At 56.3% G+C, this 20,014-nt stretch carries 22 protein-coding genes; 16 read left to right on the top strand and 6 right to left on the bottom strand.

The features are described from left to right. Positions 1-90: 90 nt before the first annotated feature. Positions 91-1,440, bottom strand: a complete 1,350-nt coding sequence (purB, locus tag KB554_RS03405; protein ID WP_141427989.1) for an adenylosuccinate lyase — start codon at positions 1,438-1,440, stop codon at positions 91-93. A 98-nt stretch (positions 1,441-1,538) separates the two neighbouring features. Here purB and KB554_RS03400 point away from each other — a divergent pair, with 98 nt between their 5' ends. The 4 genes from KB554_RS03400 to gap all read left to right on the top strand — a co-directional run bounded on the left by KB554_RS03400 (position 1,539) and on the right by gap (position 4,660). Further along, positions 1,539-1,946, top strand: a complete 408-nt coding sequence (locus KB554_RS03400; RefSeq protein ID WP_211035000.1) for a DUF4834 family protein — start codon at positions 1,539-1,541, stop codon at positions 1,944-1,946. Between the two features lie 3 nt (positions 1,947-1,949). Continuing rightward, positions 1,950-2,693 (top strand): ABC transporter permease, encoded by a 744-nt coding sequence (locus tag KB554_RS03395; RefSeq protein WP_141427987.1) that lies wholly within the window; start codon positions 1,950-1,952, stop codon positions 2,691-2,693. Further along, the gene (locus KB554_RS03390) at positions 2,690-3,445 is read left to right on the top strand and encodes an ATP-binding cassette domain-containing protein (RefSeq protein WP_141427986.1); all 756 of its coding nucleotides are present in this window, start codon (positions 2,690-2,692) and stop codon (positions 3,443-3,445) included. Before KB554_RS03395 ends, KB554_RS03390 begins: the two co-directional genes overlap by 4 nt. A 198-nt stretch (positions 3,446-3,643) precedes the next feature. Further along, a complete protein-coding gene (gene gap, locus KB554_RS03385) occupies positions 3,644-4,660 on the top strand; it encodes a type I glyceraldehyde-3-phosphate dehydrogenase (protein ID WP_141427985.1) in 1,017 nt (338 codons plus the stop codon). 188 nt (positions 4,661-4,848) lie between these two features. Here the strand turns inward: gap and KB554_RS03380 are convergent, their stop codons facing one another. Then, the gene (locus KB554_RS03380; protein ID WP_141427984.1) at positions 4,849-5,256 is read right to left on the bottom strand and encodes a hypothetical protein; all 408 of its coding nucleotides are present in this window, start codon (positions 5,254-5,256) and stop codon (positions 4,849-4,851) included. A 134-nt stretch (positions 5,257-5,390) separates the two neighbouring features. Here KB554_RS03380 and KB554_RS03375 point away from each other — a divergent pair, with 134 nt between their 5' ends. The 9 genes from KB554_RS03375 to KB554_RS03335 all read left to right on the top strand — a co-directional run bounded on the left by KB554_RS03375 (position 5,391) and on the right by KB554_RS03335 (position 12,269). After that, positions 5,391-5,972, top strand: coding sequence for a DUF177 domain-containing protein (locus KB554_RS03375; RefSeq protein WP_211034999.1), 582 nt, complete (start codon positions 5,391-5,393; stop codon positions 5,970-5,972). 35 nt (positions 5,973-6,007) lie between these two features. Further along, entirely contained in the window at positions 6,008-6,193 is a 186-nt protein-coding gene (gene rpmF, locus KB554_RS03370) for a 50S ribosomal protein L32 (RefSeq protein ID WP_141427982.1), read from the top strand. A 144-nt stretch (positions 6,194-6,337) separates the two neighbouring features. Further along, a complete protein-coding gene (gene plsX / locus KB554_RS03365; RefSeq protein WP_141427981.1) occupies positions 6,338-7,285 on the top strand; it encodes a phosphate acyltransferase PlsX in 948 nt (315 codons plus the stop codon). A 27-nt stretch (positions 7,286-7,312) separates the two neighbouring features. Continuing rightward, complete coding sequence (locus tag KB554_RS03360; RefSeq protein WP_141427980.1) at positions 7,313-8,317, top strand: beta-ketoacyl-ACP synthase III; 1,005 nt, start codon at positions 7,313-7,315, stop codon at positions 8,315-8,317. A 97-nt stretch (positions 8,318-8,414) separates the two neighbouring features. After that, the gene (locus KB554_RS03355) at positions 8,415-8,816 is read left to right on the top strand and encodes a GNAT family N-acetyltransferase (protein ID WP_211034998.1); all 402 of its coding nucleotides are present in this window, start codon (positions 8,415-8,417) and stop codon (positions 8,814-8,816) included. A gap of 104 nt (positions 8,817-8,920) precedes the next feature. Further along, positions 8,921-9,598, top strand: a complete 678-nt coding sequence (locus tag KB554_RS03350) for a response regulator transcription factor (RefSeq protein WP_211034997.1) — start codon at positions 8,921-8,923, stop codon at positions 9,596-9,598. Beyond that, positions 9,595-10,893, top strand: coding sequence for a HAMP domain-containing sensor histidine kinase (locus tag KB554_RS03345; RefSeq protein ID WP_211034996.1), 1,299 nt, complete (start codon positions 9,595-9,597; stop codon positions 10,891-10,893). Before KB554_RS03350 ends, KB554_RS03345 begins: the two co-directional genes overlap by 4 nt. An 84-nt stretch (positions 10,894-10,977) precedes the next feature. Next, on the top strand, positions 10,978-11,418 hold the full coding sequence (locus tag KB554_RS03340; RefSeq protein ID WP_211034995.1) for a PepSY-like domain-containing protein: 441 nt from the start codon (positions 10,978-10,980) through the stop codon (positions 11,416-11,418). A 326-nt stretch (positions 11,419-11,744) separates the two neighbouring features. Beyond that, positions 11,745-12,269: a ferritin gene (locus tag KB554_RS03335; RefSeq protein WP_141427975.1), complete on the top strand. Its 525-nt coding sequence runs from the start codon at positions 11,745-11,747 to the stop codon at positions 12,267-12,269. A 163-nt stretch (positions 12,270-12,432) separates the two neighbouring features. Here the strand turns inward: KB554_RS03335 and KB554_RS03330 are convergent, their stop codons facing one another. The 4 genes from KB554_RS03330 to KB554_RS03315 all read right to left on the bottom strand — a co-directional run bounded on the left by KB554_RS03330 (position 12,433) and on the right by KB554_RS03315 (position 15,100). Beyond that, positions 12,433-13,158 (bottom strand): DUF5131 family protein, encoded by a 726-nt coding sequence (locus KB554_RS03330; RefSeq protein ID WP_211034994.1) that lies wholly within the window; start codon positions 13,156-13,158, stop codon positions 12,433-12,435. Positions 13,159-13,268: 110 nt separating this feature from the next. Next, on the bottom strand, positions 13,269-13,718 hold the full coding sequence (locus KB554_RS03325; protein ID WP_211034993.1) for a GNAT family N-acetyltransferase: 450 nt from the start codon (positions 13,716-13,718) through the stop codon (positions 13,269-13,271). An 11-nt stretch (positions 13,719-13,729) separates the two neighbouring features. Continuing rightward, entirely contained in the window at positions 13,730-14,188 is a 459-nt protein-coding gene (locus tag KB554_RS03320; protein ID WP_211034992.1) for a DedA family protein, read from the bottom strand. Positions 14,189-14,272: 84 nt separating this feature from the next. Beyond that, positions 14,273-15,100: a GIY-YIG nuclease family protein gene (locus KB554_RS03315; RefSeq protein ID WP_211034991.1), complete on the bottom strand. Its 828-nt coding sequence runs from the start codon at positions 15,098-15,100 to the stop codon at positions 14,273-14,275. Between the two features lie 678 nt (positions 15,101-15,778). Between KB554_RS03315 and KB554_RS03310 the strand changes: the two genes are divergently transcribed. From KB554_RS03310 to KB554_RS03300, 3 genes are all read left to right on the top strand, one after another. Beyond that, positions 15,779-16,429, top strand: a complete 651-nt coding sequence (locus KB554_RS03310; RefSeq protein WP_211034990.1) for a hypothetical protein — start codon at positions 15,779-15,781, stop codon at positions 16,427-16,429. 82 nt (positions 16,430-16,511) lie between these two features. Then, the gene (locus tag KB554_RS03305) at positions 16,512-18,380 is read left to right on the top strand and encodes an AAA family ATPase (protein ID WP_211034989.1); all 1,869 of its coding nucleotides are present in this window, start codon (positions 16,512-16,514) and stop codon (positions 18,378-18,380) included. After that, positions 18,358-19,686 (top strand): hypothetical protein, encoded by a 1,329-nt coding sequence (locus tag KB554_RS03300; protein ID WP_211034988.1) that lies wholly within the window; start codon positions 18,358-18,360, stop codon positions 19,684-19,686. Before KB554_RS03305 ends, KB554_RS03300 begins: the two co-directional genes overlap by 23 nt. The last annotated feature ends 328 nt before the right edge of the window (positions 19,687-20,014 follow it).

Below are 20,014 nucleotides of genomic sequence, written 5' to 3'. Positions count from 1 at the left end.
CGTCGTTTCGGGGTATCCTTGCGCCTGCGGGGCGTATTCGCCTCCCGCGGGCGTCGCGGAGTCGGGGCGGGATGTCGTGTCCGGCGTCCGTCAGCGGCCGAACACGCCCGTATAGGTCGCGGGCGAGAGGGCGCGCAGCTCCTCCTTCACGGCTTCCGGCACGTCGAGCGTCTCGATGAAGGCCGCGATCGCCTCGCGCGTGATGTGGGCGTTGGTGCGCGTCAGGGCCTTCAGCGCCTCGTAGGGTTTCGGATAGCCCTCGCGGCGCAGGACGGTCTGGATGCCTTCGGCCACGACGGCCCAGTTCTGCTCCAGGTCCCTTTCGAGGGCCTCGCGGTTGAGGATCACCTTGTTCAGCCCCTTGAGCAGGGACTGGAAGGCGATTACGGCGTGGGCCACGGGCACGCCGACGTTGCGCAGCACGGTCGAGTCCGTCAGGTCGCGCTGCAGGCGCGAGACGGGGAGTTTCGAGGCGAGGTGCTCGAACAGGGCGCTGGCGATGCCGAAGTTGCCCTCGGCGTTCTCGAAGTCGATCGGATTGACCTTGTGGGGCATGGCGCTCGATCCCACCTCGCCGGCCTTGATCTGCTGCTTGAAATACTCCATCGAAATGTAGGTCCACATGTCGCGCGAGAGGTCGATCAGGATGGTGTCGATGCGTTTCATGCAGTCGAAGATCGCCGCCAGGTTGTCGTAGTGCTCGATCTGCGTGGTGTACTGCGACCGGCAGAGGCCCAGCCGTTCGTTCACGAAACGGTTGGCGAAGTCCGCCCAGTCGATCGAGGGGTAGGCCGCGTGATGGGCGTTGAAGTTGCCCGTGGCGCCTCCGAACTTGGCCGGAACGGCGATGTCGTGCAGCATGGCCAGTTGCCGTTCGAGCCGCTCGACGAAGACCATGAACTCCTTGCCGAGGGTCGTGGGCGAAGCGGGCTGCCCGTGCGTGCGTGCCAGCATCGGCACGCCGCGCCACTGCTCGGCGAAAGCCGCCAGACGGTCGCGGACCTCCTCCGCGGCGGGGTAGTAAACGCCTGCGAGGGCCTCCTTGAGCGAGAGCGGGATGGCCGTGTTGTTGATGTCCTGCGACGTGAGGCCGAAGTGTACGAATTCCTTGTATGCGGACAGTCCCAGCGCGTCCATCTTCTCCTTGATGACGTATTCGACGGCCTTGACGTCGTGGTTCGTCACCGCCTCGATCTCCTTGACGCGCTGCGCGTCGGCTTCCGTGAAGTCCGTGTAGAGCGAGCGCAGGGCTTCGGATTGCGCCCGGTCGATGCCCGCGAGCTGCGGCAGCGGGAGCTCGCACAGGGCGATGAAATACTCCACTTCGACGCGGATGCGGTAGCGGATCAGTGCCTGTTCCGAAAAATAATCGGCGAGTTTTTCCGTTTTGTTCCGGTAGCGCCCGTCTATGGGCGAAATGGCGGTAAGGGGGGTCAGCATAGCGGTTATGAGATTTGTTCGGGCCCCAAATTTACGACATTTATTGAAATCCGCATAATTTTCCCTACCTTTGTAAGGGCGTAAACCGAAAAACGAAAATGAGATTTCTAACCGAAATAGTCGATGCCCTCGCGGGGTTCGTGCAGCGCAATCCGCTGACCGTGCTCCTGGTCGTCGTGCTGGCCGTAGGCGCTCCGGCGCTGCTGAAGGGCATCGCGCTTTTCATACTTTATTTCTTTATGGGACTTCTGCTGTTGGTCGTGGCGGGGCTGCTGTTCTTCCGCTGGCGCGTCTGCAAGATGCGCCGCGAGATGGAGGAGCGGTTCGGCCGGGAATTCGGACCGGAGCGGCCGGGCGGATTCCGGCAGGGCTTCGGCGGCGGGGCGCCGCGGACTCCGCGCGAGGGCGAGGTGAAGGTCCGCAGAACCTCCGGAGCCCCCGAGAAACGGGTGGCGGAGGACGTGGGCGACTACGTCGATTTCGAGGAGACAAAAGAAAACAGGTGAACGATGCTGAAAGTATTCGGACTCATAGGGCGCTACTTCATGCTGATGGGAAAGGTCTTTTCCCGTCCCGAGAAGGCGGGAATCTACCGCCGACGCATCGTTTACGAGATGGAGGCGCTGGGGGTCGATTCGATCGGACTGACGGCCATCATTTCGGTCTTCATCGGCGCGGTGATCACCCTCCAGATGTGCATCAACCTCGACTCGCCGTTCATCCCGCGCTCGCTGGTGGGGTATGCCACGCGCGAGACGATGATCCTCGAATTTTCGTCGGCCGTCGTGGCGCTGATCCTGGCCGGCAAGGTCGGGTCGAGCATCGCCTCCGAGATCGGCACGATGCGCATTACCGAGCAGATCGACGCGCTGGAGATCATGGGCGTCAATTCCGCCTCGTACCTCATTCTCCCGAAGATCGTGGCCTCGATGATCTTCTTCCCGTTCCTGACGATCCTTTCGATCCTCATCGGCGTGGTCGGAGGCTGGCTGATAGCCGCCGTGACGGGCATCATGATCCCCGCGGACTACGTGGACGGCCTGCTGATGGACTTCAAGCCCTATTCGATCACCTACACGCTCATCAAGACCGTTTTCTTCGCCTACATCATCACCTCGATCTCGGCCTTCTACGGCTATTACGCCAAGGGCAATTCGCTCGAAGTGGGCACGGCCTCGACGCGCGCCGTGGTGGCCTGCTCGGTGGTGATCCTGCTTTTCGACCTGATCCTGACACAAGTGCTGCTGATATGATACGCACCGAACACATCGTCAAGTCGTTCGACGGCCGCCGGGTGCTCGACGACATTTCGATCGAATTCGAGACCGGCAAGACGAACCTCATCATCGGCCGCAGCGGTTCGGGCAAGACCGTGCTGCTGAAGACACTCGTGGGGCTGCACGAACCCGATTCGGGCGACGTGTGGTACGACGAAGTGAACTTCACGCGGCTGGGATTCCGCGAGCGCAAGGAGATCCGCAAGGATATAGGCATGATCTTCCAGGGCGGGGCGCTGCTCGACTCCTCGACGGTCGAGGAGAACGTCAAGCTGCCGCTCGACCTGTTCACCTCGAAGAGCGAGCGCGAGAAGATGGAGCGCGTGAACTTCTGCCTCCAGCGCGTGCGGCTCGAGAACGCCAACCGGCTCTATCCGGCCGAGCTGTCGGGCGGCATGATCAAGCGCGTGGCCATCGCCCGCGCGATCGTGATGAATCCCCGCTACCTGTTCTGCGACGAGCCCAACTCGGGGCTGGACCCGCAGACCTCGATCGTGATCGACAACCTGATTCACGAAATCACGCGGGAATACGGCATCACGACGATCATCAATACGCACGACATGAACTCCGTGATGGAGATCGGCGAGAAGATTGTATATATACACGACGGGCTCAAGTGGTGGGAAGGCACGAAGGAGGAGATTCTCCATGCCGACAACCGCGAGCTGAACGACTTCGTCTTCGCCTCGGCCATGGCCAAGCGCGCCAAGCTGGCCGCACGGTAGCCGCACGGCGTGCGAGGCTCCCGGAGAGACCCGAACGGGCTTCCGGGACGCTGCGGAGGAAGAGCCCGGGCTCCGGAAAGCGCGGCGCGGGGATTTTTAAAATAGTTAAATTTTTATTTGCGTAAATTATAGAAAGTGCGTACTTTTGCGCTGGAAAAAACAGAGCGAGTTTTTTACTAACAAATAATTCAAAACGTTATGGCAACTATCAAGATTGGTATCAACGGATTCGGTCGTATCGGCCGTATGGTTTTCCGTGCCGCCTGCACGCAGACTGACAAGTACGAGATCGTAGGCATCAACGACCTCTGCCCGGTGGACTACCTGGCTTATATGCTCAAGTACGACACGATGCACGGCCAGTTCAAGGGCACGATCGACTACAACGTCGAGAAGAGCCAGCTGATCGTGAACGGCCACGCCATCCGCGTGACCGCCGAGAAGGATCCCGCGAACCTGAAGTGGAACGAGGTGGAGGCCGAGTACGTCGTGGAGTCCACGGGTCTGTTCCTCACCGAGGAGAAGGCTCAGGCTCACATCGCAGCCGGCGCCAAGTATGTCGTCATGTCGGCTCCCTCGAAGGACGCTACGCCGATGTTCGTATGCGGCGTGAACACCGATACCTATGCAGGCCAGAAGATCGTTTCGAACGCTTCGTGCACCACGAACTGCCTGGCTCCCATCGCCAAGGTGCTCAACGACAAGTTCGGCATCACCGACGGTCTGATGACCACGGTTCACTCGACCACCGCCACGCAGAAGACCGTGGACGGTCCCTCGATGAAGGACTGGCGCGGCGGCCGTGCCGCTTCGGGCAACATCATCCCCTCCTCGACCGGCGCTGCCAAGGCCGTAGGTAAGGTGATCCCCGCCCTGAACGGCAAGCTGACGGGTATGTCGATGCGCGTTCCGACCCTCGACGTATCGGTTGTGGACCTGACGGTGAACCTGGCCAAGCCGGCCAAGTACGACGAGATCTGCGCTGCCATGAAGGAGGCTTCGGAAGGCGAGCTGAAGGGTGTGCTGGGTTACACCGAGGAGGCTGTCGTTTCGTCGGACTTCCTGGGCGACGCCCGCACGTCGATCTTCGACAAGGCTGCCGGTATCGCACTGACCGATACCTTCGTAAAGGTCGTTGCTTGGTACGACAACGAGTGGGGTTACTCGAACAAGGTGCTCGACCTCATCTCGGTGATGAAGGCTTACAACAAGTAATCGGACACTCCGGTTATGAACGGGAAGGACTCCGCGAGGAGTCCTTCTTTTTTGTCCGGACCTGCCGGGTAGCGGATTTCGGGAGCGGATTTCTCCGGGGGCCGGGGATGGCGGCAAAAAGGGCCGGGTTTCTTCCGGAACCGTCCGCCACGGGACCGGAAGGGGTGGTGGGATCCGGCAGCGGCGGACTATTCGTGCGAATCCACGCGCAGCTCGATCGACGCCCCCGACCACTGGTTGATCCGCCGTTTCTCGGAACGGATGCGGCGGCCGTCGCAGGCGATCTTCAGGTCGATCTCGAAGGGACGCGTCGCGTCGATGTCGTTGCCCGCGGGCAGCGTGTGGGGTACGATGTAGATATAGAGCACCAGATGGTCGCACGGTCCGGTCGTGAGCCTTGCCGTGCGGAACGCGGGAATTTCCGCGGGCCGCTCCGGGAGGTTCGAACCCACGCCGGCGACCTCCGAGGCGGCCGAGGCGAATCCCGTGCGGCGCTCTTCGGCGTCGAAACAGCCGCACATGAGCGCGACGTTGTAGCGCCACCACTCCTCGTAGCGGCTCGTGACTTCGATGGTGAATCCCTTGTGTGCTGCCATATCCGGCAAATATAATACAACTTGCGTGCAATGCCAAATTCGAGCCCCGCGGGATGGACCGCGGGTGCTAAAACTCGCCGTTTTCTTTGCACTTGTCCTATTTTTTAGTAACTTTGCGCACTAAATGTGCACAAATGGAGGTGGCTCAGGGATATTCCATAGCCTTCAAGGGGCTGAAGAACGGGCATCACGATTTCCGGTTCGAAGTCGGGAAGCCGCTCTTCGATGCCTTCGGGAACACCGAGATCCGGGACTGCGCCTGCGAGGTGTCCGTGGGGCTGGAGCGTGCGGAGACGCTGCTCGCTCTCGACGTCCGGATCACGGGCCATGTCGTCGTCGCGTGCGACCGCTGTCTGGAGGACTGCCGCATTCCGGTCGATTTCGAGGGGCGGCTCATGGTCCGCTTCTCCGAGGAGGAGCACGAATACGACGGCGAAGTGCTGTGGCTCGTGCCCGGGGAGGACGAAGTGGACCTCGCGCAGTATATCTACGAGAGTATCGTCCTGTCGCTGCCCTACCAGCGGGTGCATCCCGAGGGGGAGTGCGATCCCGACATGCTCGGACGGTTCCGCATCGTCTCGGACGAGGAGTTCGCCTCGATCGAGGCCGGGGCCGGAGGCGAGGAGCGCCGGGGCGGCGAATGGGCCAAGCTGGCGGAGCTGCGCGAACGCATGGAGCCGGGCGGCCGCTCCTCCGGGGATGACGCGAAAGACTGAAACGAAATACGTTAAACTTATAATTACACTGTAAAATGGCACATCCTAAACACAAAGTCTCGTCGACGCGACGCGACAAGCGCAGAACTCATTACAAGGCTGTCGTTCCGACGGTGGTGACCTGTTCGAACTGCGGTGCAGCCGTGCTGTACCACCGCGTATGCCCCGAGTGCGGTTTCTACCGCGGCAAGCTCGCCATCGAGAAGAAGGCCGCCGAATAAGCTCGGCGCTCCGAAGAGTGCATCCCCCGGGAATGCCTCTTTTTTACTTTTTACGGGAGGTTCCGTAGGCGCGGGACGGGATGGAGCCATCCGTTCCGGAATCCGGTCGTGCGGAACCGGGATTAAACCAAATCGCATTCGAGTATGTTAAGAATAGGTGTGGATGCCATGGGGGGCGATTTCGCTCCCGAAGCGGCTGTCAAGGGAGCCGTCATGGCGCTCGACGCGATCGGGCCGGACAGCCGTATCGTGCTGTTCGGTGACGAACGGAGGATACGCGAGGTGCTGGAGGCCGAAGGGTGTCCGGCCGAACGGTTCGGCATCGTGGCCACCTCGGAGGTTATCGAGATGGGCGACCATCCGGCCAAAGCCTTCCAGGCCAAGGCCGATTCGAGTATCACGGTGGGCTTCGGCTACCTGGCCAAAGGCGGCATCGACGGTTTCGCGAGCGCCGGCTCCACGGGCGCCATGATGGTCGGCTCCATGTACGCCGTCAAGCCGATCGAGGGGGTTATCCGCCCCACGATTTCGTCGATCGTGCCCACCGTCGCGGGACGCCCCGCGCTGTTGCTCGACGTCGGGCTGAACGTGGACTGCAAGCCCGAGGTGCTGGCGCAGTACGGCGTGATCGGGTCGATCTATGCCGAAGCGGTGCTGGGGATCGGATCGCCCCGCGTCGCGGTGCTCAATATCGGCGAGGAGGAGACCAAGGGCAACGCCCTGTCGAAAGCGACTTACGAATTGCTGAAGGCCGAGCCGCGCATCAACTTCGTCGGCAACGTCGAGGGTTCGCACATCTTCTCGGGCAAGGTCGCCGACGTGATCGTTTGCGACGGCTTCGTGGGCAACACGGTGCTGAAGATGGCCGAGGGTCTCTACCGGATCAACAAGGCGCTGGGAGGCGGCAATGCCTTCTGGGACGCCATGAACTATGAAAACGTGGGCGGCACGCCCGTGCTGGGCGTCAATGCGCCCGTCATCATCGGCCACGGCTGCTCGTCGCCCGCGGCGATCCGCAGCATGATCCTCTCGACCGAGCAGGTGGTGAAGGCCGGCCTGACGGCCAAGTTGCAGCGCGCGTTTCAAAATTAGTGACTAACCAAGGTAAACAAGAAGTTAATGAGCAAGATAACAGCAGCGATTACGGGTGTGGGGGAGTACCTTCCCGATTACATCCTGACGAACGACGAATTGAGCCGGATGGTCGATACGAGCGACGAGTGGATCATGTCGCATATCGGCGTCAAGACGCGTCATATCCTCAAGGGCGAAGGCGTGGGAACCTCCTACATGGGAGCCCGCGCGGTCATCAACCTGCTGGACAAGACGGGCGTGGACCCGATGGATATCGACGTGGTGATCTGCGCCACGGTGACGCCCGACATGTTCTTCCCCTCGACGGGCAACCTGATCGCCGACCAGGCCGGCTGCAAGAACGCCTTCGCCTACGACGTGTCGGCGGCTTGCAGCGGCTTCCTCTTCGCCCTCACGACGGGCGCCAAGTTCATCGAGGCCGGTACGAGCAAGAAGGTGATCGTCGTCGGCGCGGACAAAATGTCCTCGATCGTCGATTATACGGACCGTTCGACCTGCCCGATTTTCGGCGACGGTGCGGCTGCCGTGCTGCTGGAACCCGATACGGAGGGTTACGGCGTGATCGACTCGATCCTGCGTTCGGACGGCTCGGGCGAGCTGCAACTCTACATGAAGGCGGGAGGTTCGCGCTACCCGGCGTCGATCGAGACGGTGCAGAACAACTGGCACACGATCATGTGGGACGGCCATGCCGTCTTCAAGGCCGCCGTGTCGAAGATGGCCGACGTGTCGGTCGAGATGATGGAGCGCCACCACCTGTCGTCGGACGATATCCGCTACCTCGTGCCGCATCAGGCCAACCTGCGCATCATCGACGCCACGGCGCGCCGCATGGGCATCACCTCGGACAAGTGCATGATCAACATCGACCGGAACGGCAACACCACGGCCGCGACGATTCCTTCGTGTCTCTACGACTACGAAAAGGAACTCCGCCGGGGCGACAACCTCATCCTGTCGGCCTTCGGCGGCGGATATACCTGGGGCGCCATCTACGTGAAGTGGGCCTACGACGGCGAGAAGGCATAGCTTCGAGCGGTATGACCGGACTTCGGAGGTCCGGGCGGAAAGCGATACGTCTCAAAGGGCGCATCGCTTTTTCGTTTCCGGCCGGAAATTCGTATCTTTGAGAGATGGATGCGACGATAAGGCCGATGATGCGGGCGGAGTTCCCGCTGCTGTCCGGCTTCCTGTACGAGGCGATCTTTATTCCGGAGGGCGCGGCCCCGCCTCCGCGGACGGTGCTCCTGTCGCCGCCGCCGTCTGGGTCCGCTGCGGCGCGGGGTTCGGCCGTGTCGCGGAGGGAGTTCCGGAGCTTGCGGCGGCACTCGATCCGGCCTGCCGGGGACGGGGTGTCGGGACGCGGCTGCTGCGGGCGATGCTGCGGTTGCTGGCCGACGAGGGCTATCCGGCCGTCTCGCTCTCGGTGCAGAAGGCGAATCCCGCCGTGCGGCTGTACCGGAGGCTGGGGTTCCGGGTCGTCCGGGAGCATCCGGAGGAGTATGTGATGGTGTGCGTTCCGGCCTGACGGGCCGGGCGATTTCGGTTTCCTTTCGGATTCGGGGCGTAACTTCGCCCCGGTCCGGCGCCGGAGACCCGGCGTCGTGCGGGAAACGATAATTGAATGGAGTTATGAAGATTCTGATCGTCGAGGACGAACCCTCCCTTCGGGAGATCATGGCGCAGACGTTGCGCCGGGAGCAGTACGTGGTCGAGGAGGCGGCCGATTACGCCTCGGGGCTCGACAAGATCGCAGCCTACGACTACGACTGCATCCTGCTGGACATCATGCTGCCGGACGGCAGCGGGCTGAAACTGCTCGAGGAGCTCAAGCGCCGCGGACTGCGTGCGGGGGTCATCATCATCTCGGCGCGCGACTCGCTCGACGACAAGATCGGCGGGCTGGAGCTGGGAGCCGACGACTACCTGCCCAAGCCGTTCCATCTGGCCGAACTGAGCGCCCGCATACGCAGCGTGCTGCGGCGACACCGGCACGACGGCCGGCAAAGCCTCGATGCGGGCAATGTCCGCCTGTGGCCCGACAGCCGCCGCGTGGAGGTCGCGGGCCGCGAGGTGGAGCTGCTGCGCAAGGAGTACGACATCCTGCACTATTTCATGAGCCGGCCGAACCATACGATCGACAAGGCCGCGCTGGCCGAAGGGGTCTGGGGCGACCATATCGACCAGGCGGACAACTTCGATTTCGTCTATGCGCAGATGAAGAACCTGCGGCGCAAGCTGGAAAAGGCGGGTGCCGACATCGAGATACGGGCCGTTTACGGCTTCGGCTACAAGCTCGTCCGGCCATGAAGCTGGTCTATCGCATCGTGCTCCACCTGGCATGGGTGCTGTCGCTGCTGCTGGCGGCATGGGCCGTGCTCTTCTACTTCGCCCTGACCGACCGGATCGACCGCGAGACGGACGACTCGCTCGAGGCCCGGGCCGAGACGTCCATCAAGCAGTTCCTTTCGGGACGGGCGCTTCCCGACTCCGGGAGCGGCAACGACGGCTGCCTGCTGCGCTCTATTCCGGACGAGTACGCCGCCGTGCGGCCGCAGGAGGTTTACACCGACGAACGGATTTATATTCCCGAGCGCGATGCCCGGGAGCCGGCGCGCGTGCTCCGGATGCTTTTCCGCGACGGCGGGGGCGGATGGCACGAACTGACGGTGATGGCGCCCGCGATCGAGAAGAACGAACTCACGCGGGCCCTGCTGCGGTGGGTCGTGTCGCTCTACCTCGTCCTGCTGCTCCTGCTGCTCGTGGTGACGGCCTGGGTGCTTCACCGCACCATGCGGCCGCTCTACGCCCTGCTGCGGTGGCTCGACGACTATACGGTGGGAAAGCCCAACCCGCCGCTGGCCGACGATACGGCCGTGGCGGAGTTCCGCCGTCTGAACGATGCCGCACGGCGCTATGCCGCCCGGGCCGAGTCGCTGTTCGAGCGGCAGAAGCAGTTCATCGGCAACGCTTCGCACGAGATGCAGACCCCGCTGGCGGTGTGCCGCAACCGGCTGGAGATGCTCGTGGACGACGCCCGGACGCTCACCGGGGAGCAACTGGCCGAGATAGCCAAGGTGCAGCGGACGCTGGGCCACCTCGTGCGGCTGAACCGGTCGCTGCTGCTGCTCTCGAAGATCGAGAACGGGCAGTTCCCCGAAACCGGTCCCGTGGACGTGAATGCGCTGGTGCGGCGGACGGCCGGGGAGCTGGAGGAGATCTATGCGTACCGCGGGATGCGGTGCACGGTGAGCGACCGGGGGCGGCTCGTCGTGCGGATGAATCCCTCGCTGGCCGAGAGCGTCGTGGGCAATCTGCTCAAGAACGCTTTCGTGCACGGCGACGTGCCGGGAGAGGTGACCGTGGAGATCGCGCCGGACGCACTGCGGATTTCGAACGGCGGAGCGGCGGGGCCGCTTGATGCCGGGCATATCTTCGACCGGTTCTACCAGGGGACGAAAAAGGAGGGTTCGACCGGACTGGGACTGGCGATCGTGGATGCCGTCTGCCGCCTCTACGGCCTGCGGGCGGAGTATGCCTATGCGGCGGGAAGGCACTGTTTTTCGATCCTTTTCCCGGAAGGATGCCGTCTGCCGCCGGAATAGCCGCCGCCTTTTCAGATTCCTTTCAGTTTCGGCCCCTACTTTTGTACCGAGAAAAAACATTCAGCCTTAAACCGAAAAAAACGTATGAGAAAATTCCCGATCCTGCCGCTGATCGCATTGCTGGCCGCCGGTCTGACGACGGCCTGCGAGAACAGCCGCCCCCTGACGGAGGCCGAACTCCCGGCAGCCTCGCAGCGATTTCTTTCCGAACATTTCCCCGGGGTGGAGATTTCCTTCGCCAAGGTGGACACGGAGCTTTTCGACAAGGAGTACAAGGTGGTATTCGTCACCGGCTCGAAGGTCGAGTTCGACCGCCGGGGCGCATGGAAGGAGATCGACTGCAAATACGGCGAGGTTCCGTCCGGCATCGTGCCGCAGCCGATCCGCGTCTATGTGGAGAAGCATTTCCCGGGGCGCCGCATCGCGTGCCTCGAGCGCGACCGCCGCGACTACGAGATCGAGCTGGACAACGGCTTCGAGCTGAAGTTCGACCTCGATTTCCGGCTCGTCGATTTCGACGACTGACGCCTCTGCGCGGCCCGGGATTCCGGCATGGCGTGTCGGAGCGGTGTGCGGATGCATACCCGGCGGCGCCGGAAAGCCGCGTTCCGGTCATTCGGGACGGCAGGGCCCGTATTTCCGCTGCGGATTCCGGGGTGCGGTGCAGCCCGGCGAACTGGATGCACGCGCCGGCCGGATGTGCGGGACTCGGTCGGCGGACCGGTCGGCCGCGGAGGCTCCGGTGCGGTTTCGTGCGATAAAATAGCCGGATTTTCCGATACGATTTTCCGAAAACTTGTGTACCTTTGTCCTAAGAAAGGAAAGTGCAAGACTTAAAATCCGTAATAGCTATGTTGAGTAAAAAACTGCACGAGGCGCTCAATGCGCAGATCAATGCCGAGCTGTGGTCGGCGTACCTCTATCTTTCGATGTCGATGGACGCCGAGGCCAAAGGACTCAAGGGCGTCGCCAACTGGTTCTACATTCAGTTCCAGGAGGAGCAGGATCACGCCCGGATCTTCATGAACTACATTCTTTCGCGCGATGCCGAGGTGACGCTTCGGCCCATCGCCGAGGTCCGCACGTCGTGGGCTTCGCCGCTGGAGATGTTCCGGGATACGCTCGAGCACGAAAAGAAGGTGACGGCCCTGATCAACGACCTCGCGGCCATCGCCGCCGAGGACAAGGACTACGCTTCGTCGAACATGCTCGTATGGTTCATCGACGAGCAGGTCGAGGAGGAGGAGTCCGCACGCGGGATGATTACCGCCTGCGAGGCTGTCGAGGGCAACAAGTTCGGGATGTACATGCTCGACAAGGAGCTGGCCGCCCGCACCTATTCGCAGGCCGCACCGCTGGCTTCGTCGAACGACTGATAACGGTTGCCATAGCCGTTAAGCTTCCGGCTCTTCCGCTTTTTCGGGCGGAGGGCCGGATTTTTCTGTTGCCGTGCGCTGTCCGGAGGCGGCTTCTTTCGGGCGGTTCCCTCCGTGCGGTTCCCGTTGCGGCCGCATTCCGGTTCCGGACACCGCTTCGGGGCTATCGTTCCGGGCGGTAGTCGATACCCGCCTTGCGGGCCTGGGTGTGCTGGTGTTCCCGGCGAATGCGGTAGAGGCGCCCCTCCTTGACGAACCGGGCGCCGGTCTGGTGGAAGGTGAAGGAAACTCCGGCGGCCGCGCACTGCCCGCGGAGCGCGAGGACCCATGCGAAGTCGCACGGCCGTGCGTCGTTGCCCGACTCGCCGCCTGCGGAGACCTCCCCGACCGCGGGTCCGAGCCAGGGCGTGAGGTCGATCCGTTCGAGCAGCGGCGCACAGACGATCACCCGGTGGCGCAGGGGCGTTTCGAGGAAAAGCGGCAGCCGCAGGTCGGCAGCCGCCTGGTTCTCCACCGTGCAGCCGACCGTGACGTTCTCGTAGCCGTCGCCCCAGTCGGGCGGCAGCTGTTCCCGGAGCCGTCCGATCCGCTTGGTGATGAAGAAAAACTCCAGATCGCGGCGCAGCCGCATCATCTCCCAGGCTTCGGCGCGCCAGCCGTCCGCCTCCTCGACGAGGAAGTCCGACGTGAAACAGGTATAGACCCGTTCGCCGGGCGGGATTCTGAACCGCCCGTCGCGGCCACGGCGCACGGGAAGCCCGAAGGCGGCGGTCCGCACCACCTCGCGGCTGTCCCGTTCGTGCAGCGCATCCTGCCGATAGACGTAGCAATGGCGGCATCCTTCGCTGATCTTGCGGCAGCCGTGCCAGGGATTCCACGAGACGGACATGGTTTTCGGATTTGTGCGGGTGTGCGGTGTTCGGGTTCTTGTCGGGATTTTACCGCCCGGCGGGCGGGACCGGCGTCCGGGCCGGGGCGGATGCCGGTTGCGGCGAGGGGTTACAGCTCCATGCTCATCCGTATCATGTGGCGGCATTCGACGCCGTTTTCGAAGATCGGGGCGGGATAGTATTTGCGGAAGTAGTCCTCGTCGATGCCGCAGCGTACGAACCCGCAGCGCAGATAGAGGGCGATCTGCCCCGTACCCGAATCTCCCGTACCGATTTCGAGACGGCGGAAGCCCGCCTCCCGGGCCGTTCGGACGGCATGGGCGAGAAGGGCCGTGCCGATGCCCTGCCGCTGGAACCGGGGAACGACGGCGATATTCACCACCTCGGCCGTGAAGGGGCGGGTGTGGAGCAGTACGTATTGCCCGGCGAGCGTATCGCCGCAGCGGGCGGCATAGCAGGCCCCGCGGCCGATGTAGTCGGCCACGGAGGCTTCCGATTCGTCGGCCAGCAGGAGCAGTTCGTGCGAAGGGGCGTTTGTCCGTTCGATCGTCAGTTGCATGGTGTCCGGGATTAAAAGAGTGTGGCGACCCCTTTGAAAGAGGCCAGAATGACGGCGTAGCGCAGGGCCTTTCCGGCGAGCATCGAGACGCCGGTGAGCCACGCGTTGCTGCGCATCAGCCCCAGCACGATGGCCACCGCCTCGCCGATGGTCGGCAGAAAGGCGAAGAATCCCATCAGGGCGCCGCGTCCGGCGAGAAACTTCCGGGCCCGGGCCAACTGGCGGGTCGAGACGCCCAGCCGGGTGATCCACTCGGTGCGTCCGAGCGTTCCGATCCAGTAGCAGGTCATGCCTCCCAGCGTATTGCCCGCCGATGCGGCGACGAGACACCACGCCGGATCGAGCCCCATGCCGATCAGAATGACCATCACCGCTTCGGAGCTGAACGGCAGGATGCTTCCGGCCACCAGCGCCGAGACGAAGAGGCCCCAGTAGCCCCAGTCGATGAAGAATTGCGTGACGGTTTCCATGATCGTCGGAAGGCGGATTCGTTTAGATAGGAGTGTATCCTGCGGGATGCGGACGGGAAACGGAGCGAGCCGGTAGGACAGAGGCTATTCCAGCTTTTTCCGATATGCCTCGTCGAGCGTCTGTCCGCTTTTGTCTTTCCATTCGTTCCAGCCGTTCGTATGTCTGCCCAGACAGATGCTTGCTGCCATACTCGGGCTGTTGAAAGTGTAGTCTGTTTCCAAAACGATGTTTCCGTCCTGCGGGGCCGTATATTTCTTGATGAAATCGTCCCGTTTTTCTTTCATTTTGAATAACGGTGCGCTTCCTTTTGCCAATGTGCTGCCTTTCAGTACGGTAAATCCGTTTTCGTCGTAAAATCCTCTGATGTTTGCCCCTTTGCTTTTACTGAAAAATATATGGCGGTCCCTGGGATCGATCACGTCGAATATGGGACAACCGATGAATGATGTCAGTAATCGGATATCGTCGAAAAATTCATTCATGGAATCTTTCTGATGCTCCGGCAGATTCGGCTCTTTCGGGATTTGTTTGTTGTCGCACAGGTCAAAGCGTTTGGCCTTGTTTGCGGTTTTTACGGCCAGATATTCCAGATACTGGACATCGGCTTTTGTCATGGCGCCGTCCTTGGAGATGAAAACCAGCGCTTTTTGCCAGAAAGCCTTGTTGTATTCGTGGTTCTTGATGCGCTCCCGGAAGTTCTCCGTTTCTCCCAGATACGCTTTGGAGGTGATTCCGTCGTCTTCGCCCAAGAGTATGTAAAATGCGGGACTGTGCAACTCCTCCCTTTCGTTGATTATCGAGAGGGCAGCCCGTGGAATGACCAGCATTTTGCATATTTTATTGCTTATGAAAACGGATTGTGTTCCTTGCGGATTTCCGTCTATCAGATAGGTGGTAATCGTCTTGCCCATATTGATTCGTATATCGGAGACATCAAAAATAGCGATAATTCTCCGAATTCCGCCGTTATATCCGGCTACTTTTTCTTCACTCGAAATTTTTATACCTTTTATATGATTCTGTACCAGCCCGTTGTTGTGGATTATAAGGCGAAGTTTCGGCCGGGATCGTTTGCGGCGGTTACTTGCCGATGTGTTATTGTATTTCTATTGATTATCAATAGTTTGCAACTTGAAAAATAGAATCCTCAAAAATTTACTTGTTTTTTCGCAAAAAAGCGACGATTTAACGATTTTTTTCATCGGTTCCCTCCGAACAGAGGGAAAAGAGGCAAAAACAGCCCTTTCGGGCCCCGACGACCCTCGCTGCAAAGATAGGGCATGTCGGGGTTTATTTCGCCAAAATGGGCTGTAAAATTGAAGATGGATTCACGGATATATTCGGATTCCGATTGTGGTATCTTGTGCCTGGTCGGAGGGGTATTTTGGCCGACTTTAACACCCAGCTCGCTTATAAGTTTTGCAGCCAAAAGAAAAATGGCTGAGGCTATTATATCATGGCGCAGCCATCTCTTTTCTTCCCTTATTTTGACTTTACTTTATTGAACATATATATGAATACGGGGATAAAGTAAAGCGGTTTTATTAGTAGAATGGAGAATCTTTTATAAATTTGATAGAGGAACTGTTTTGAAATATATCGCTATAATTGAAGAGGTCCGTTATAACAACAAAATACTTTCTCCTCAAGAGCGAGTGGAGTTTTGTAAAATGGCAGATGCAACCATTAAGGATTTTTCTGATTCTATAGAAGGTATGCACCAATGCATGGAGGAGATTAGATCTTCTCCTGATTCGGATTTTAATAAGGTGTTACGCATCTTTATTGAGGTTAGCAGTTTTATAGGATTTTCTTTCTGTGATTGCGTCGTATTGACTAAATCATTCATTATGGCGTCAAATTCATATGAAAAGAGTTTCTTCAGAGGCAAGCTGCAGGTTCAGCTTAATGAGAGCTTCAAAAAACTATATGGATTTGCGGAGAAAAATCGCAAAGATTCTTATAGTTCGAAGCTCGGTGAAATTATGTTTATGTTTCCCGGTTTTCAGACCGAATATATCGATATAATGTCGGACCTATGTTGTATTGCGACTCTGGATTCATGGTGGAGAGAAACACGAAATATTGAGGTTCATATTGATGCTGATCGGTTATATGCATCAAGGCATAAGCCTATAAATGAAAGTAAAGTTGTTATGGAGGCCTGTCAGTTGATAAATTTATTCACTTGTTTTAATCGTCTTATGGCACGAATGAATCGAGCGTATATCATTTTATGATGTGACATCTAATGGTACAATAATTATGACTTTTCTGCCGAAATATGTATCTTTATAACTCAACTTTATTCTAAATTGATAAATGAAAAAAACTTTAGCCTACTATTGCGAACGGATAAATCGTGATGACACATGGGCTCAATCGTATAAACATTTTGTCCCTTTATTTATCCAAGAAGCGAAAACTAAAACGCGTTGGGAAGATTGGGATAAGGATGTTTTTTGGGAATTCTTTGAGCGTCCAAATGATCAGTGTGTGTCTTCTCTACAGCAAGGCTATTTCTCTCGAGATGAAAGGGTAGAGTTGAAAAATCATTGGAACGAAATATCTCCTTTGCTGAAGGTAATAGCAGATAATCAAGATGTTCCACAATGGAATGCATACGATCGATTGGCAAATGTTATTCGGCAATATACGAAGAAAAATATGCGAGCTGCAGTGTGCAGATTGGCTGCTGCCTTGCAACCTCAATTATTGTGTACAATTGTCAATGATACAAAATTATGCAAATTGTATAAGTTAATGGGGAAATATGTGTCGGAAGAAATCCCTTTGTGTAAAGGATCTTTGTTCCAGAAAAGCCGTGTAATGTGTAGATTGTTTCAATCAAATCTTAAAGATGGTAATCCTATGGAGATTGCGACATATCCTTGGAAAATATTGCAACTGTTTGAATCGATGGAAAAAAATAATAACAATATGGGCGACAATATTAAAGAGAAAAGGACTCTTCTCGAGGAGGTGCACAATCTTGTGTTTACCGGAGCTCCCGGAACCGGGAAAACTTATCTTGCAAAACAGTTAGCCAAACAAATGATAGGGGTGGAAACGGATGATGCTTTGGATAAAAGCGGACAGTTTGCCTTTGTGCAATTTCACCCATCATACGATTATACCGATTTTGTGGAGGGGTTACGTCCTACACCTCCTGATACGTCGGAAAATATCGGTTTTGAATTGAAAGATGGTGTATTCAAGGAGTTCTGCGAAAAAGCTAGGAAAAATCTGGAGGACAGTCAAAAAGATGATGAGGCTCTGTCGTTTGAACAACAGATAGAAGATAAATATAACCAGCTGATAGATGCGATTCAAAACGACGAAATCAACGAACTTTGTTTAAAAACAGGGAAGAAAGCTGTTATAGCGAGAGTCTCGAAGAGTAATAATATTTCCTTTAAGCGCCGTGTTGATGAGGAACCGAGCACTAATGGCGTATCACTACCCCGTTTAAAGCGTTTGGCTGCGAAATATAAGGCAGCAGAAGATTTGGAAAATCTTAAGAATATAAATCAAGGCATACGAGATGTTATAGGCGGCTGTAATGCGACATGGTATTGGGCAATTCTACACCATCTGTATAAAACATACGGAGATGTGACGGATAATGTAACAGCCAATAAAGTCGATCGGAAAAATTATGTGTTTGTCATTGATGAGATCAATCGAGGGGAGATCTCCAAAATATTTGGAGAATTATTCTTTTCAATCGATCCAAGTTATAGAGGAGAAAAGGGTGCTGTCTATACTCAATATGCCAATATGCATGAGACGGATGAAAAATTCTATGTGCCAGAGAATGTGTATATCATAGGAACGATGAATGATATCGATCGGAGTGTGGAGAGCTTTGATTTTGCCATGCGCCGCCGCTTTGTTTGGCAAGAAATTACGGCAGAAAAGAGTGCTGAGAATATGAATCTTTCCAAAGAGTGTAAGGACAAGATGAAAAGTCTCAATGATAAGATATCAGGGATTGAGGGGCTAGGTTCTTCATATCATATCGGTGGGGCATATTTCCTTGATGAGGATGGAGCTCCTATTAAAGATTTTGAGGAAACATGGAATTTGCGGTTGGAACCTCTGTTGCGTGAATATTTGCGAGGTATGCCCAATGCGGATAACAACCTGGATGAATTAAGAGAAGCATATGAAAATGCTGTCAACAACTGATAATAACGGAGGAAATTATCGGGTGCCCGAGGAGCATTGTGATAACCTGTTGGCAATAGGAAATCGCAATGTCGGGATGTTGTGTCAGGAAAATCCGGACTTGCTGATCTTTCCGCAGTCTCTGGGCCTCTATCATGATGATATTGCCAAGGTCCCCATTTTTGTGTTGCAGGATGGAATCTTGACTACTTGTAACATGATGGGATTTGTGGGAAAAGATGAGACGAGGTTGACTATATCTTCTCGGTTTTGTAAGGACGATCAGCATGACTACTTTCTGCATTATATGTTGCAGCGTGTGCTTGCTATCAATATGTTTAATTTTGAGCAAACATCTAATGATGAGAGTGTCTGGGACTTTTTGTTGTATCTTTTCCCTTATTATCTCAAGCAGGCTTTTAGGCAGGGAATATATAGAATTTATGTAAGAACCGAATATGATGATGCTCATGTTAAAGGACGTATTGATGTCAACCGGCACATACGAATGAATTTTCCTTTTCGTGGGCAGATAGCATATTCTACAAGAGAATATAGTGCTGATAATCCTGTAATTCAGCTGATACGGCATACGATTGAGTGCATATCGAATCATCCTTTTGGCAAAGGAGTGCTGACCTCTGATGCAGAAACCCGCAATGTCGTCGATAAAATTCGTATGATGACTCAAACCAGCTATAGGAAAAATGATCGTCAGCGGGTTGTGGCGACCAATCAGAAAAGGTTCTCTCACCCTTATTTCACTGCGTATGTGATGTTGCAAAAGATTTGCATGCAGATTTTGCGACGGGATAAAATCAGTTTTGGCGAGAAAGAGAGTAAAATATATGGATTGCTTTTCGATGGAGCTTGGCTTTGGGAAGAATACCTAAATACGGTGTTGAAACAAGATTTTGAACATCCCGAGAATAAGACAGGGAAGCATCGACGCTATCTGTTTAATTGTGGTGCTAAATCTTTTCAAGCAATTTACCCCGATTTCATAAGTAAAAATCCACCAACGATTGTGGGAGATGCCAAATATATGGCATTGGAGACAAAAGAATATAATGAGGACTCGGAGCGGGCAACAAGCGTGTATTATAAGACCATTACTTACATGTATCGATTTAATTCTACTTTAGGCTTCTTGTTATTTCCCCATCCGAGAGGTGGGTCTGAGGAAACATACGGAATCAAAGAAACTGCTGGCAAGTTACGCAAGATCGGACTGTCCATTCCTCAGAATGAGATAAATTTTGCTGCATTTCAGACTTATATGAAAGCGCAGGAAGAATGGTTGCGCTCTACAATCATGCAATTATAAATAAAATGTTGTATCGAGGGATATGGACGGGTATTATCATTGATTCTTTATACTTGATTGATAGGTTTTGTTGTTAGATTGTTAATAGTTCAATTCTGATTCGTTGAGCCATTAACTGGGCTATAAGAGCTCACAAATGAAGTTTTGTTAAGATCCGTGTAGAGGATTGCTGGTAAGAATCTATGTGTAATCTGTAAAGAATGTTGACCGTTTCCCTCTAAAGAAATTTGCTGGTCCTCAAGAAAATCCGTAATTTCGCACCGTCAATTGAATAAAAACATAAAGTTTACAATGCTGCAAAGAAGAATAAACAACTGGATCACCGTAT

The organism is Alistipes sp. Marseille-P2263, assembly GCF_018101075.1.
Lineage (GTDB): Bacteria > Bacteroidota > Bacteroidia > Bacteroidales > Rikenellaceae > Alistipes > Alistipes dispar.
This window is presented reverse-complemented; position numbering and strand designations above follow the sequence as displayed.

Bases quoted from the DNA above. Each gene is read 5' to 3' on its own strand.
- KB554_RS03305 (WP_211034989.1), top strand. From the start codon at position 16,512: ATGAAAAAAACTTTAGCCTACTATTGCGAACGGATAAATCGTGATGAC.
- KB554_RS03345 (WP_211034996.1), top strand. From the start codon at position 9,595: ATGAAGCTGGTCTATCGCATCGTGCTCCACCTGGCATGGGTGCTGTCG.
- plsX (WP_141427981.1), top strand. From the start codon at position 6,338: ATGTTAAGAATAGGTGTGGATGCCATGGGGGGCGATTTCGCTCCCGAA.
- rpmF (WP_141427982.1), top strand. From the start codon at position 6,008: ATGGCACATCCTAAACACAAAGTCTCGTCGACGCGACGCGACAAGCGC.
- KB554_RS03335 (WP_141427975.1), top strand. From the start codon at position 11,745: ATGTTGAGTAAAAAACTGCACGAGGCGCTCAATGCGCAGATCAATGCC.
- KB554_RS03325 (WP_211034993.1), bottom strand. From the start codon at position 13,718: ATGCAACTGACGATCGAACGGACAAACGCCCCTTCGCACGAACTGCTC.
- KB554_RS03350 (WP_211034997.1), top strand. From the start codon at position 8,921: ATGAAGATTCTGATCGTCGAGGACGAACCCTCCCTTCGGGAGATCATG.
- KB554_RS03300 (WP_211034988.1), top strand. From the start codon at position 18,358: ATGAAAATGCTGTCAACAACTGATAATAACGGAGGAAATTATCGGGTG.
- KB554_RS03390 (WP_141427986.1), top strand. From the start codon at position 2,690: ATGATACGCACCGAACACATCGTCAAGTCGTTCGACGGCCGCCGGGTG.
- KB554_RS03380 (WP_141427984.1), bottom strand. From the start codon at position 5,256: ATGGCAGCACACAAGGGATTCACCATCGAAGTCACGAGCCGCTACGAG.
- purB (WP_141427989.1), bottom strand. From the start codon at position 1,440: ATGCTGACCCCCCTTACCGCCATTTCGCCCATAGACGGGCGCTACCGG.
- KB554_RS03395 (WP_141427987.1), top strand. From the start codon at position 1,950: ATGCTGAAAGTATTCGGACTCATAGGGCGCTACTTCATGCTGATGGGA.
- KB554_RS03315 (WP_211034991.1), bottom strand. From the start codon at position 15,100: ATGGGCAAGACGATTACCACCTATCTGATAGACGGAAATCCGCAAGGA.
- KB554_RS03400 (WP_211035000.1), top strand. From the start codon at position 1,539: ATGAGATTTCTAACCGAAATAGTCGATGCCCTCGCGGGGTTCGTGCAG.
- gap (WP_141427985.1), top strand. From the start codon at position 3,644: ATGGCAACTATCAAGATTGGTATCAACGGATTCGGTCGTATCGGCCGT.
- KB554_RS03320 (WP_211034992.1), bottom strand. From the start codon at position 14,188: ATGGAAACCGTCACGCAATTCTTCATCGACTGGGGCTACTGGGGCCTC.
- KB554_RS03360 (WP_141427980.1), top strand. From the start codon at position 7,313: ATGAGCAAGATAACAGCAGCGATTACGGGTGTGGGGGAGTACCTTCCC.
- KB554_RS03340 (WP_211034995.1), top strand. From the start codon at position 10,978: ATGAGAAAATTCCCGATCCTGCCGCTGATCGCATTGCTGGCCGCCGGT.
- KB554_RS03375 (WP_211034999.1), top strand. From the start codon at position 5,391: ATGGAGGTGGCTCAGGGATATTCCATAGCCTTCAAGGGGCTGAAGAAC.
- KB554_RS03330 (WP_211034994.1), bottom strand. From the start codon at position 13,158: ATGTCCGTCTCGTGGAATCCCTGGCACGGCTGCCGCAAGATCAGCGAA.